This window comes from Winogradskyella sp. PE311 (assembly GCF_046545555.1).
Classification (GTDB): domain Bacteria; phylum Bacteroidota; class Bacteroidia; order Flavobacteriales; family Flavobacteriaceae; genus Winogradskyella.
Genome location: NZ_JBHZTH010000001.1, coordinates 507,789 through 521,026, shown reverse-complemented (window position 1 = coordinate 521,026; position 13,238 = coordinate 507,789). Strand labels below are relative to the sequence as shown.

Below are 13,238 nucleotides of genomic sequence, written 5' to 3'. Positions count from 1 at the left end.
TTTTTTATATTCTATCTTTAATAGGCTTTGCAGGACTCCCAACGCATACTTTATTCGCTGGTAAGTTAGAAAACACACTACTCCTAGCACCAACTACCGTAAAATCATTAATAGTAATTGAAGGCGCAACATAAACATCTGAGGCTAACCAACACTTATTCCCTATTTTGATTTTTTGAGCATAAATCTCAAAATTTTCCGAATTATAATGGTGAGAACCTGTACATATATAGCTTCTTTGAGAAATAACAGTATTAGAACCTATTTCTATTTCGCCCAAAGAATAAAGAACAACCTCATCACCAACCCAACTAAAATCACCAATAGAAATTTTCCAAGGATATGTAATTTGGGCTGATGGTCGTATAATTACATTCTTTCCAATTTTTGCCCCAAACGATCTTAGTAAAAAACGTCGCCAACCATACATTACCTGAGGCGAAAGTTTAAAAAATAAAGCATACACAATCCACCATAGCTGAACAGTCCATTTAGACCTGCCTCTAAAACCATCTGGGTTTTTATAATTATTAAGGTTTTGAATATTCTCAGTCATTATTAAGCTTCAAAAATAGTCTTAAGATTATTAATAAAATTAGAAACTCTATACTTTTGTTCAGAAAATATTAAGTTTTGATCAATTATGTCTCTTGAAAGATCATCATTAACAGCTACTTGTTTAATTTTATTAGCAATATCATTTGGGTTCCTTTTTTCAACATAAAACCCGTTTTTTGAATCTGTGAAAATATCTGGTATTCCGGCGTGTTTAGTAGTTAAGACTATGTTTCCGGTAGACATCGCTTCTAAAATAGATATTGGCTGTCCCTCCATTTTATAATAAGTAGGTAAAATAAAAATATTACCCCATTCTAGTAATGATTTCTTTTCCCCTCCCTTAACTACACCAACATAACTTACCTTCTTTAATTTAGTGAAATAGGTTTTACATTTTGCCTGATTTGATTTATCTATATTACCAGCAATTTTTGCTTCAAAATTAAAACCGGAATCTTCAAGAGTTCTTAGCGCATCTAATAGATCAAAAATCCCCTTTTCTTCCATTAAATTGCTTAAAAAAATAATTTTAGGAATTAATATTTCTTGTTTGTCTGGTACACTTTTCTCTTTAAATAAATAATCCTCTACAAAGTTGTAGAGTACATAAATATTATCTTGTTGTATAAAGGGTGATAAATTGCCCTTTAACGATTCAGAGAGAACTACACCTTTATTAGATTTTGATAATAAAAACTTAAACAACCTTTTCTTTATACCTTTAAGTAAACTGTATTCTGTGCCAAGATAATTTCCATGGATATGTATTATAATTTCTTTATTCAATACTCTAGATAAAAGAATGAAAAACGCATACTTAATGACCCCAAAAAAGGTTTGCCCAGGGGTTAAATAAACTGCGTTTACGCCAAAAATTTTATACGCTAAAAAATTCTGCTTTATAAAAAATAATGCCTTTGAAATTGAAAAGGCTCCAATATTTTCGTCAAATCTATCGTAAGATGTATTAATTGTAGAGATAGTGTAAGCCTCGTCTTTATCTAAATTTTCAGCAACCACTTTATTTGCTAAAGAGACACCAGTAGTTGGCTCTGGCAATGGCCCAATTAATAGTATTTTTTTCATTCCGAAGTTTTCTGCTCTATCTTTTGAAATGCAAAGAAATTGATAAAAAAGGAAAAAAGCATTACACCATCTTGTCTTTCTAAAATATTCTCAGTGAACATTATCGTTATAAAAAGTATAGTAATTGATGTATGCACAAAACTTTTATTTTTTATTGCTATTTTAATATTATGATAAAACATCGTTAAGAAGGCCAGAAGACCAACAAAACCTGAAGCTAACGAAACGCTCAGAAACTGATTATGAGAGTTAAAATATTTTCCTTTAAAAACTTCTTCATTTGATAAATAACAATCATTTAAAGCTTGTTTAACATCACCGATGCCAACTCCAATCATAAAATTGTTACTAATGATTTCGGTTGAACATTCAAAAATATAAAGTCTCATTGTTGTGGACCCTAACAAGCTATAGTTTTTATCAAATATTACGTTTATTAAATCTATGAACCTTATTCTTAAAGGAGGGATGCTGTAACCTATAAAAATCATTAGAAGTAATAAAAGAGGTAAAAGTAATTTTATTCGTTTCTTATTATTGTTGAATAAGAAATACCCTAAAATGATTATAAACGTAATTATTATTGGTCCTTTACGTGCCAACATTAATAATATTATTGACATAAATAAAACACATAAAATGATAAGTATCTGTTTTAATTTATGTTTGGTTTGTTTTAAAATAGGGATAGAAAAAATAATCGCTATAGAAATGTAAATTGATATGTAGATAGGATGTATAGAATATTTACCATACCCAATATTCATTCTTTGAGGATAATGAACAAATATTGTTTCATTAAAATATCCATTTATATAATTATGAATAAATACACCGACAAGAAAAATAACAGTTGAATAAAAAAAGCTTTTATAAAAAAGAAGCTGATATTGCCTAATATTAAAACTCTTCTTAATTAAGAAAAAACAAAAAGGCATTACCAGTATAGGTATTAAGACAACTATTTTTTTTAATCCAAAATCAATATCGCTTGAGTATGTTAAGCTTACTAGCATTATAAAAAACACAAGACTGTTTATAACCAAAGTTTTATTAAACCTTAGTTTTCGTGATAATAAAAGTATTACAACAACAAATATAAAAGTTGGGATATTTCTTAAATTTAGCGGTAAAAGCAAAGAAATTGAAAACAAAAAAAAGCCTACTACAAATAGAGAATTTATTGGCTTAAGATTTAAAAATCGCTTCATTTTCTAAAAAATCTTTTTACAATTTTAGGAAAAACGTAGGCTCCTAAAAAAGGACCTATAAAGTAAGCAAAGCCATTTGTTAAATCACCTCTTAATAAGAATATTAAATGTATAGCAAAATAGAAAGCAATAAGCTGTTTTAATGAGTCGGAAGAACTAAACCATTTTAAAAATATAACTATAACGTAGGCTAGTATTAAAAACATTAATATAACACCCAATACCCCAAAATTAATATAACCTTCAGATATTATTGGATTAGACAAATTATTAAACTTTCCATCACCAAAACTATGCGTTTCAATTAAGTAGCTTCCAACTTCTTTTCCAGTAGTTATTGGCTTAGATGCCCATAAACTTCTGGGAACAAAAAATAACCCTGAGCCAAGTAATAAATACCCAAAGGAGAAGCCATTAAATTGAGTGTATTCAACGGTTGCTAAAATATTACTATAGGCGTCGTAATGTAACGAGTTAAATGTTGTTGATATGCTGCCAGACTCAACAAGTAGTTTAAAGAAAATTTCAGGATTTGCTATTGTCTCTTCCAAGCTTGCATCTAAGTGAGTTATTGTAGAAATTAATGGAAAGGCCACAATCATTGATAGAAATAGAAAAAAGAAAAACTTAGAATTACTGTTAATTAATTTAGGATAAAAGAGAAAAATAAGTGTTATATAAATTGGGCCTAAAGCATTTCTTTTTTCTACTAATGGATTTTTAAAAAATAGTAAGATTGATATTAGTGCTACTAATGCTAAGGACGCAAACAATGTATTTGTAGTTACCGCCTTCTTTTTAATTAAATATCGATAGGTGATTACTATTGCTCCAAGAGGTATATAAAATAAAAATTTCTTCTTTATTAGGAGCACAGATACTGAAGACTCAGAGCGTTGATATATGGAATTATTTATTTCATCTAAAACATAATTATAATTAAAACCCACTATAATTAGACACAAAACAAATAAAATTATTACAATCAAGGGAGTAAAAAAACTAGTGTCACTTTCTTTTACTTCAACCTCTTTTTTAAGCTTTCTTTTTTTTAAAAAAATGTACGTAGTAAAAAAACCAACAACAAAAATTAATATTAAGAAATTTACATATAACACACTTTGGACTGAATATGGCATCGCATTTGGAAAACTATTTTCTCCTGCTTTAAGAGAAGAAATCTGTATCATAGGTGCCATTAAAAAGAACAAATAATTAAATATAATGAATGAAGTTAAAAATGGGGAGAAGGTGTTTTCTTTATTTAAGTGGTAATTTGTAATATACGTTAACACAACAAAATTTATAAAAAAAGAAATCCAAACGATAGGTTCTGCATAGAAAAACACAAACAACGGAACGCTAATAACAAAATATAAAAAAGTTAATATAGATTTAAGCTTCATTTATAAAATTCAATTTATTTAGGGTATGTAGTTTTTATTCATAAAATACTTTTTGGCGTACATAAAGGAAAGTACACTTTTTATAAAATGGATAAGGATTAAATATATAATAAAATTTTTATACCCAGAGTAAATCGAACCTACTAGAACAAGTATCCAAATACCATAAGACAGTAAATTAATTAGGTTATAGTTTTTGAATTTATTATTAACCAAATAAAAAGGTTGAGACACCCAATTAAAAGCATTAAACATATATATTAAAATTACAAACGGAATAATTGAAATAATAGCAACTACACGCTCATTAAAGCCAAAGTCAAAACTAGAAATCACAAGGTAAAAAGCAAAAGTTAAAATGGCAACCAACAAATAACCGAGTAATGTCTTTGTTTTTATTTTCAACGCTCTGAAATTATTTTGATTTTGTAAATGCTTTTTAATCACAGGAGCATAAATAGAATTGATTCCAATACTGAGTAATAAGAAAACATTAAAAATATTTAAAATATATCCTATTTTAACTAACTCCTCTGCGCTTGAATAAATTTTAGCCAAATTCAAAAATCCAAGTCCAGATAACCACCCTAGAGCGCTAACAGAAAATAGGTTCATGACATTTTTAAGCTCCTCTTTATTTAAGAATTTAACACTAAAACTAAAGCCTAATAAATTATATAACCCCAAAATAACTAAAGCGATAAATAAGCCTATCGCTTTCCCTAGGAAAAAGGCGAGTACCACATCCTCAATAAATACTATAAAAACTACAATACTAATAAATGAGATTAATAAAAGGGCTTGGACAATAAGCGCTTTATTATGCTCACCTATTACCTTAAAATAATTGGTTAGATATACCATGTAAGAATTAATAAGCATACTAAAAAATAAACTTAGATAAACCAGATTATCAAATACCTCAAAATAATTAAAAACTTCATCTTTAAAAACGAGATAAAGCAAAACAAACAAAAGCACAGTTACGATAGAATTACAGGTCATTTTATTAGTTATATGCTTATAACTTGTAATTGACTTAGAGTAAATAACATTAGAGTGATTTAAGGGCAATAACAGGCTTAAAATCTGTTCTAGAGAAAGTAGCAGCAATATGGTTATATATTGATCTGAATAAACTCCAACCGCAAAATAAAATAACAATATATAGTTTAACCCTTTTGATGCACCAGACACAAAAATGTACTTTACAGAGGTTAATATGTTAGATTTATTTTTAAACATTGTTTAATTCTTACTTTATAATTCCATTTACGATTCTCTCTACACTTTTCCCATCAACCTTACCAATAGTGCTTTCTATATAATGTTTTATAGCAAAAGTATCGACTTCGCAATTAAAAATACTATCTTCAAAAACCTTGGAGTTATCATAATAATCTACAACAGAATTTGGATATTGCTCAACAAGACCATTTGAAACTCCCCAACGCGGTGATTTAACCTTTTTATTTAATAGAAGAGCATATATAATTACAGATGAAAAATGACTGATTACGAATTTAGAGTGGTGTAAGAAGTTTTTAAAGTCTAAATCTTTTATCACCGTAATATTGTTAGACTCAAAAAAATCTAAATGAGATTTTATATCCCTTCTAGGATGGGTTTTTATAATTAATTTTAGATCATTTCTCAACAAAATATTATTAATATCCTTCAAAAAATCAAGCCATTTATTATCATCCCAATTATGAATTGATGAAAGACCATCATCTAAGTAAGCAACATAATCGATATCATCAACACCCAATTCGTTAATACAAAAAACTTTTTTACTTTTTATTTCTGAATTGTAAAATACATCGAGTTCCGGATTACCAACTACATCTATTTTATCTCTTGGAAAGCCAAATTCTTTTGTCATTAAATCGAAATCCGACTGATAATATACGAAGCATTTGTTAACATTTAATTCTTCGGAATATTTAGGAAGTACTATAAACTCAGTAGGGTTTGTAAGTAATTTTTTAATAAAAACAAACAACTGAAGTGGGTTTTTGAGACCCAAAATATAATTAAAAGTGGAAAATATATTCTTTTTATTAATCTTAGAAATTAACCCTTTTTGATCAAGGTTTTCCTTTACTTCTTTTACACTGTCTATTGAAACTAATTTACCATGTGCTAAATAATAAACATTAATATCTAAATCTTTACAAATTTGAACAATCACCCTATCTAAGATAAATGAAAGATTGAGCATTATAATTGCAGAAGGACCTTCTTTTTTAATAACCTTTTTTATGCGTATTGTTTTATAAAAAGAAATATCTCTCAATTTCAAACCATTGATTAAGTACTCTTTTTTAACCTCTGGGTTAGTTAAGGAAGCTGTATGAATTAATAAGGTCTCATAGTCTTTAGATTTGAAACCTTGATCTAATCTCAAAAAATTACGATAACCCTTATCCCAATTATCGAAATAAATTATTTTTTTCATTGAGCTCTTTTAATTGTAATATTTTGAAAAAAATGAAATAGTAATAAATTAATCCCAGTCGATTTTACTTTCTAAAACACTTCGGTTGTAATTTGAAAAAGTAAAATTCTAAAAATCCTCTATCATTTCAGAAGTTAGGGGCTCTCCTAAATTAATATCACAAGTGAATTTTTTCTGGAGAATTGTAGCGTAATATTTAGGGGGTAAGCCATAACCAGGTCTGATAGATCTAACATTCTCTTTTGTTATAAAATCACCTTTTTTTACGTTTTTAACTACAAAAAGTGATCTTGCAAATTTTCTGTTCTTTTTTACCTTTTCTGAGATTTTATAAGAAATAGTGCCCAGTAATTTTTCTGTATCCCTTACTTTATTCACTAGTTCTGTAAACTCATTTACATCTAAAGAAAAATCAGCATCAGGACCTCCAATGTCTTTGTCTAATATGAAATGTTTTTCAATTACTTTAGCCCCTAATGTGGTAGCTACAGTTGGCGCTAATGAACCATAAGTATGGTCACTAAAGCCTACTTCAACATTAAATCGTTCTTTTAAATCCGGAATAGTTTTAAGATTCGCCAATTCGAGTGGTGCAGGGTAAGATGATGTACATTTTAACAAAATAACATCATTGTTCCCGACTTTTTTACATGCGTCAACAGCTAGTCTAATATCAGATTCTTCGGCAATTCCAGTAGAAATTATAATAGGCTTCCCTTTTGAAGCAGCATATTCTATTAAAGGAATATCTTGAATTTCAAAGGATGCTATTTTATATGCTGGTACATTTAACTCTTCTAAGAAATCTACAGCAGTAAAATCAAATGGTGAAGAAAAACAAATTAGGCCCTCTTCTTCTGCTACCTCAAACAGTCTTTTATGCCATTCCCAAGGGGTATAAGCCTCACCATATAGTTCATAAAGTGACTTACCATCCCATAAAGTACCACCATCTATTTTAAAATAATCTTTATCGCAATCTATAGTTAAAGTATCTGGTGTATAAGTTTGTAATTTAATCGCGTCTGCACCAGTCCTTTTTGCCGCTCTAATAGTATCAATTGCAACGTTTAAATCCCCATTATGATTTGCTGACAATTCCGCTATTATAAAACATGGATTGTTTCCACCTATTTCTCTATTTCCTATTTTCATTTCCTAATACATTACCTTTAACAAAAGTACACTTTTCTGTCCTTATATTATCTAGTTTTAAGGCTCCATTTTTTGTCTTAACTACTACAAATGGTTGTGCTTTAATGATTTCACCATTACTATAATTACTTATTTCTATTGCATTATAAAAAGAAACTTTATCAATAATAATTTTTCTATTATTGTTGAATGTGAATGCACCAGGATAGGGATTAGCTTGAGCACGGACCCAATTACGAATATCTTCTTTAGTCAAATTCCAGTCAATTTCTCCATCAGCAGGTGTCCTTTTTCCAAAATAAGATGCATCCTTTTCATTTTGAATTTTAAATTCTAGCCGATTTGATAAGGTAGAAGTTAAAACCTTTTTTACTAAAGGGTAATAAGCTTCTGCATATTTTTCCAAAATATCAGCACCAGTATTTTCAAAATTTATTGGCACCTCAATTTGCTCAATTATTTTTCCAGTATCACAACCTTTATCAATAATGTGTGCAGTAATACCAGCCTTTTCCTCTCCGTTTATAATAGCCCAAACATGAGGTGTTCTTCCTCTATATTTAGGTAATAACGAACCATGAATATTAAAAGTTAATAATTTAGCGTGTTCGATAATGTCCTCGTCGATTAAAAACAAATAATTTATTGAAGCAATAATATCCGTATTAAAGTCTTTAATAAAATCATAACCCTTCCCATTTCTTGGGTTACCAGCAAATACAGGAATACTATTTTTTTTAGCAAATTCTATAATACTAATAGACTTACTATCAGTTAATATAAATTGTATCTTATAATCTACTGAAATCTTTGATAAGGTATCTAAACCTAATCCACCACTGCACAAGATTCCAATAGTTAAAGCGGTTTCTTTAATTATCTTTAAATGTCTTGTCGTTATTTTTTCATCAAATAGTGCTCGTTGCGATCTAATCTTATCATTAAATCTTCTGTCATTTAATATTTTTTCTATTTGACTTGTAAAATCAGAGACGTCATAGTCTCTCATGCTTTTACCTTGATAAATTGCTTCGCTATCCTTAAAACCTTTATAAATTAATTCTTGGTTATCAACAAAATAACCACTTAATATAGGCATTTTAACACAAGATAACTCATATAAAATTGTACTTGCGGGAGCTATTGCAAAATTGCATGTGCGCATAACTTGAATTAATTCTGCTTCTGATAAATTACTGTAAGTCTTTATTTTATCTGGATATTTAGATTCTAAAGTAAATATTTCTTTATGCCTATAAGCACCACCCAAAACAACGTGTAATTCAATAAATTCATTCATTGGTACCATGGCTTGTACCGCTTTAAGAGATAAATTAAACGGATCTGCACCTCCGAAACACACAAAGGCCTTGTCGAGATGGTTTATTACTCTCGTTTGCTTAGTCTCCTCTAAAAACAGAGGGCGTAAAAGCGCATATTTTGTCCCTAACGCTAATTTGGTATAATTTTCCTTTGAATAATCTTTTGAATTGATATATGGCGAGTGATTTATTACCACATCAGCATACATGTGTTCATTTGCTAGATCATCTATGTAGATTAGTCTAAAATGCTTCTGTTTTATTTGTTTCTGATAATTTGAATTAAATTGATAACCATCTGCAATTATAATATAATTGTCTGATGAAAAATTAGACGCAATCCATTCTGCTTCCTTTACTATTGTAATTTTACGCGGTATGACTTTCTTTTCGTAATCATCTGGAATAATTGAATCTGTTGAGGTCTCTTGGGTTAAAAAGATGAATTCTATTTCATTTTTTACGATTTCGACTAAACTAAACAATCGATACAGGTGACCTAATCCGGTAGAAGAATTTCCGTCTGCTCTAAAGATTATTTTTTTGGTCATTCTGCATAAGTTTAAATTTTATTTCAGCTAGCCTCCAGTCAGTTTCAGTATCAATATCTTGAGCTTCTAACTCTGATATAATTAAAGCTCCAGAGTTTTCTGTAAATAACCTTTTATCTTTACTAAAAGAGTCTGTTTTTAACCAATATAGTTGACCAGAATCGTGGTACCTTGCCTCTAAATCTTGTGAGCGTGTGTTTAAATTTTCGCTCCAAACCATTGATACTTTATCCTCTTTTATCTTAAGAGAACGTTGAATAGGAAAAGAAAATTCTAAAACAGGAAAAACACTATTAAAATTCCCATCTACTAATTTAGTATACGCCTTATTTATCTTCTCTGCATTTATAAAAGGTGCTGTTGGTAGTATACAACAAACATTCAGAAAATTGTTCTTTTGAGCCTTGTAATTAGTTATAACTTCATTTACAACATCTGCTAATACGGCATGATCGTCAGCATTCTTATTACTTCTAAAAAAAGGAACTTTGGCGCCATATTTAATTGCAACCTTTGCTATTTCTTTATCATCTGTTGATACCATGACCTCTTCAAACAAGTCGCTTTTAAGAGCGGCCTCAATAGAATATGCTATAATAGGCTTACCTAAAAAGTTTTTAATATTCTTTCTAGGAATACGCTTACTACCACCTCTTGCTGGTATAATTGCCAAATTAGCCATTAGTAAAGTTTAATACTTTTTCAATTACAAATTGTTGTTCTTCTTCACTAAGAGTTGGGTACATTGGTAAACTAATACATTTAGAATAGTAGTCCTCTGAAGCATCTAAATCTGCATTATTATAACCAATTTCCTTGTAATATGGGAGTGTGTGAACAGGTATATAATGTATCTGAGCAAAAATATTATGTGTTCTCAAGTCGTCATACAACATTTTTCTATTTTCTACCTCGATAATAAATAAATGGTGAGCATTATACATTCCATTTGGCAAACTCTGAAATTTTATTTTATTTCTAAACGCATCTTTATAGATTTTAGCAATTTTATTTCTCTTTATAACACCTTTATCATTTTTTGCTAATTGCGTAATTCCAAGGGCGGACTGAATATCTGTAAGTCTATAATTGTAACCAAGTCCTTGCATTTCATAATACCAACCTCCATGGTTTTCACTCATGTTTTCTTTTGTAATACCGTGTGTTCTCAACATTGATAAGGCTTCAAATAATTCTTTGGAGTTGGTAGTTACCATCCCACCTTCACCGCATGCAATATGTTTTACAGGGTGAAAAGAAAATATTCCTATGTCTGCATAATATCCATTACCACACATCTGTTTTATTTCTTTAGAATCTTCGAAATAGCCGCCAGGAGCATGACATGCGTCTTCAATTATCCATAAGTTATTGTCGTTTGCTAAATTTCTAAAAGCCTCTAAATCTACAGGTAAGCCAGCAAAATCTACAGGTATAATTCCTTTAAAAAACCCTTTTGGTTTACTCTCAATTAACTTTTTTGTGCTTTCTAAAGAAAGCGTATATGTATCTGGATTAATATCTGCAAACCAAACTTCGCCACCACAATACCTAACACAATTTGCTGATGCCGCAAATGTAATAGGTGTTGTAATTACACGTTCACCTGGCTTTAACCCTAAAGCCATTACTGCAATATGGAGACCTGCAGTTGCATTAGATACAGCCACAGCATATTTAGAACCAACATATTGGGCAAACTTATCCTCAAACTCTTTTACCTTTGGACCCTGAGTTAAAAAATCTGCAGTTAGAGTTTCTACAACTGAATCAATATCATTTTTATCTATAGACTGCCTGCCGTATGGAATAGCTTGTTTTTTCATTACACTTCAAAAGTTGGATCAACATGTTTCTTTACAAGAGCTCTTAAACTTTCTACTGTTTCCCAGTCATCGTTATCACCAGAATTATAACTAAAGCCATGTTCAACTTTCTTTGCATTAAACTTACTTATAAACTCATCTAACTTCCACTGATGAGTTGCTGGTAAAATAGTGTAGTATTTACCCAAATCATAAGTGTAGAATGAATCTGACGCTGTAATCATTTCCTCATGTACTTTTTCTCCTGGTCTAATACCAACAACGGGCTTTTCACAATTAGGTCCGATTGCTTCTGCGACATCCATGATTTTATATGATGGTATCTTTGGGACAAATAATTCGCCACCCCATGCATGTTCTAGAGCGTGCATAACCATATCTACACCTCCTTGAAGGGATATATTAAATCTAGTCATATTTGGGTCAGTAATTGGTAGTCTATTTGCCTCTTTTTTCTTGTTTATAAAGAATGGTATTACAGATCCATTAGATCCCATAACATTTCCGTATCTCACAACTGAGAATTTTATAGGATTACTACCTTTAATATTATTTGCCGCGATGAATAATTTATCTGAAGTAAGTTTGGTCGCCCCATATAAATTTATTGGTGCACAGGCTTTATCAGTAGATAATGCAACAACACGCTGAACATTTGTTCTCAAACAAGCATCAACCACATTTTCTGCACCATTTATATTAGTTTTAATACATTCATCTGGATTATATTCTGCAATGTGTACGTGCTTCATTGCAGCTGCATGAATAACATAGTCTACATGCTGAAAAGCCCTTACCAGTCTTTCCTTGTCTCTTACATTTCCTATGAAGTATCTTATTTGCGGATACTTATCGTTAGGAAATTCCTGAGCCATTTGAAATTGTTTTTGCTCATCTCGTGAAAATATAACCAGTTTACTAATTTCTGGGTGATTATTTAAGATATGACTGGTCAAAGCTTTTCCAAGTGAGCCAGTTCCTCCGGTAATTAAAATTGTTTTATCTTTTAAGCTAAACATAATATTATTGTTCTTTTTGTATAAATATAGTTAATGATGATGGATCGATAATAACATCGTCCATCTTGTCTGTTTTTCCCTCCCAACCGATTGCATTTTTACTTCCACTAGAAGGTCCTAAAATTACTCTTACATTGTCTGCAGCAACCTCTGCTTCGACAGAACAGGTATACCAACCATTACCTAGATCTTTTATGTCTGCTTTTGCATTCTCAAAATCCCTTGTTGTTTTCGTTTCAATTAATTCACCTTTATCTAAATTAAAAAAAGCATCTACTCTATCTGGATAGGATCCTACCAACCTTAAACCAAAGAAATTAGAATTAGCGCCCTTTTTTACATTGACGGAAACCTTATATACATAAGCATAATTAACAGCAAAAGGTCCTGTTGCCAAATAACAAGACTCTGTACTAGACAATCTTTTTAAAGAAAAAGAATTAACTGCGGATTCATCAGATATTCTTTCTAATTCTACTCTGGTTTTTGTCCATGCCTTAATTTCTTGATCTGTAAACGTTTTTATTGTATCATAGATTATTACAGGTTCAGAAATACTTTCTGTTGATTCTTCTTTCTTTTCGTTCTTACAAGCGAGCATTGTTAAAACTAATAATAGCAGAGCTGTTTTTTTCATTTTACG

General features: G+C 30.0%; 13 protein-coding genes. 1 reads left to right on the top strand and 12 read right to left on the bottom strand.

Annotated features, from left to right (window positions below):
• Positions 1–4: 4 nt before the first annotated feature.
• Genes ACFWU4_RS02260 through wzy form a run of 4 tightly spaced genes read right to left on the bottom strand, consistent with a single transcriptional unit; the run spans position 5 to position 3,805 of the window.
• On the bottom strand, positions 5–556 hold the full coding sequence (locus ACFWU4_RS02260; protein ID WP_411124451.1) for a putative colanic acid biosynthesis acetyltransferase: 552 nt from the start codon (positions 554–556) through the stop codon (positions 5–7).
• A 2-nt stretch (positions 557–558) separates the two neighbouring features.
• The gene (locus ACFWU4_RS02255; protein ID WP_411124450.1) at positions 559–1,644 is read right to left on the bottom strand and encodes a glycosyltransferase family 4 protein; all 1,086 of its coding nucleotides are present in this window, start codon (positions 1,642–1,644) and stop codon (positions 559–561) included.
• Positions 1,641–2,855, bottom strand: coding sequence for an O-antigen ligase family protein (locus ACFWU4_RS02250; protein ID WP_411124448.1), 1,215 nt, complete (start codon positions 2,853–2,855; stop codon positions 1,641–1,643). Before ACFWU4_RS02250 ends, ACFWU4_RS02255 begins: the two co-directional genes overlap by 4 nt.
• Positions 2,852–3,805 (bottom strand): O-antigen polysaccharide polymerase Wzy, encoded by a 954-nt coding sequence (wzy, locus tag ACFWU4_RS02245; protein ID WP_411124446.1) that lies wholly within the window; start codon positions 3,803–3,805, stop codon positions 2,852–2,854. Before wzy ends, ACFWU4_RS02250 begins: the two co-directional genes overlap by 4 nt.
• A gap of 109 nt (positions 3,806–3,914) precedes the next feature.
• Between wzy and ACFWU4_RS02240 the strand changes: the two genes are divergently transcribed.
• Positions 3,915–4,070 (top strand): hypothetical protein, encoded by a 156-nt coding sequence (locus ACFWU4_RS02240; RefSeq protein ID WP_411124445.1) that lies wholly within the window; start codon positions 3,915–3,917, stop codon positions 4,068–4,070.
• A gap of 209 nt (positions 4,071–4,279) precedes the next feature.
• Here ACFWU4_RS02240 and ACFWU4_RS02235 read toward each other — a convergent pair whose 3' ends face one another.
• The 8 genes from ACFWU4_RS02235 to ACFWU4_RS02200 all read right to left on the bottom strand — a co-directional run bounded on the left by ACFWU4_RS02235 (position 4,280) and on the right by ACFWU4_RS02200 (position 13,232).
• On the bottom strand, positions 4,280–5,125 hold the full coding sequence (locus ACFWU4_RS02235; protein WP_411124443.1) for a hypothetical protein: 846 nt from the start codon (positions 5,123–5,125) through the stop codon (positions 4,280–4,282).
• Between the two features lie 391 nt (positions 5,126–5,516).
• On the bottom strand, positions 5,517–6,722 hold the full coding sequence (locus ACFWU4_RS02230; RefSeq protein WP_411124441.1) for a hypothetical protein: 1,206 nt from the start codon (positions 6,720–6,722) through the stop codon (positions 5,517–5,519).
• 108 nt (positions 6,723–6,830) lie between these two features.
• Positions 6,831–7,877 (bottom strand): pseudaminic acid synthase, encoded by a 1,047-nt coding sequence (gene pseI / locus ACFWU4_RS02225; protein WP_411124439.1) that lies wholly within the window; start codon positions 7,875–7,877, stop codon positions 6,831–6,833.
• Positions 7,861–9,750, bottom strand: a complete 1,890-nt coding sequence (pseG, locus tag ACFWU4_RS02220) for a UDP-2,4-diacetamido-2,4,6-trideoxy-beta-L-altropyranose hydrolase (RefSeq protein ID WP_411124437.1) — start codon at positions 9,748–9,750, stop codon at positions 7,861–7,863. Before pseG ends, pseI begins: the two co-directional genes overlap by 17 nt.
• Positions 9,728–10,432 (bottom strand): pseudaminic acid cytidylyltransferase, encoded by a 705-nt coding sequence (gene pseF, locus ACFWU4_RS02215; RefSeq protein ID WP_411124435.1) that lies wholly within the window; start codon positions 10,430–10,432, stop codon positions 9,728–9,730. Before pseF ends, pseG begins: the two co-directional genes overlap by 23 nt.
• Positions 10,425–11,576 carry a UDP-4-amino-4,6-dideoxy-N-acetyl-beta-L-altrosamine transaminase gene (pseC, locus tag ACFWU4_RS02210; protein WP_411124433.1) on the bottom strand — a complete coding sequence of 384 codons (1,152 nt, stop codon included), beginning with the start codon at positions 11,574–11,576 and terminating at the stop codon, positions 10,425–10,427. Before pseC ends, pseF begins: the two co-directional genes overlap by 8 nt.
• Entirely contained in the window at positions 11,576–12,595 is a 1,020-nt protein-coding gene (gene pseB, locus ACFWU4_RS02205; protein ID WP_411124431.1) for a UDP-N-acetylglucosamine 4,6-dehydratase (inverting), read from the bottom strand. Before pseB ends, pseC begins: the two co-directional genes overlap by 1 nt.
• A gap of 4 nt (positions 12,596–12,599) precedes the next feature.
• Positions 12,600–13,232 carry a hypothetical protein gene (locus ACFWU4_RS02200; RefSeq protein WP_411124429.1) on the bottom strand — a complete coding sequence of 211 codons (633 nt, stop codon included), beginning with the start codon at positions 13,230–13,232 and terminating at the stop codon, positions 12,600–12,602.
• Positions 13,233–13,238: the final 6 nt, after the last annotated feature.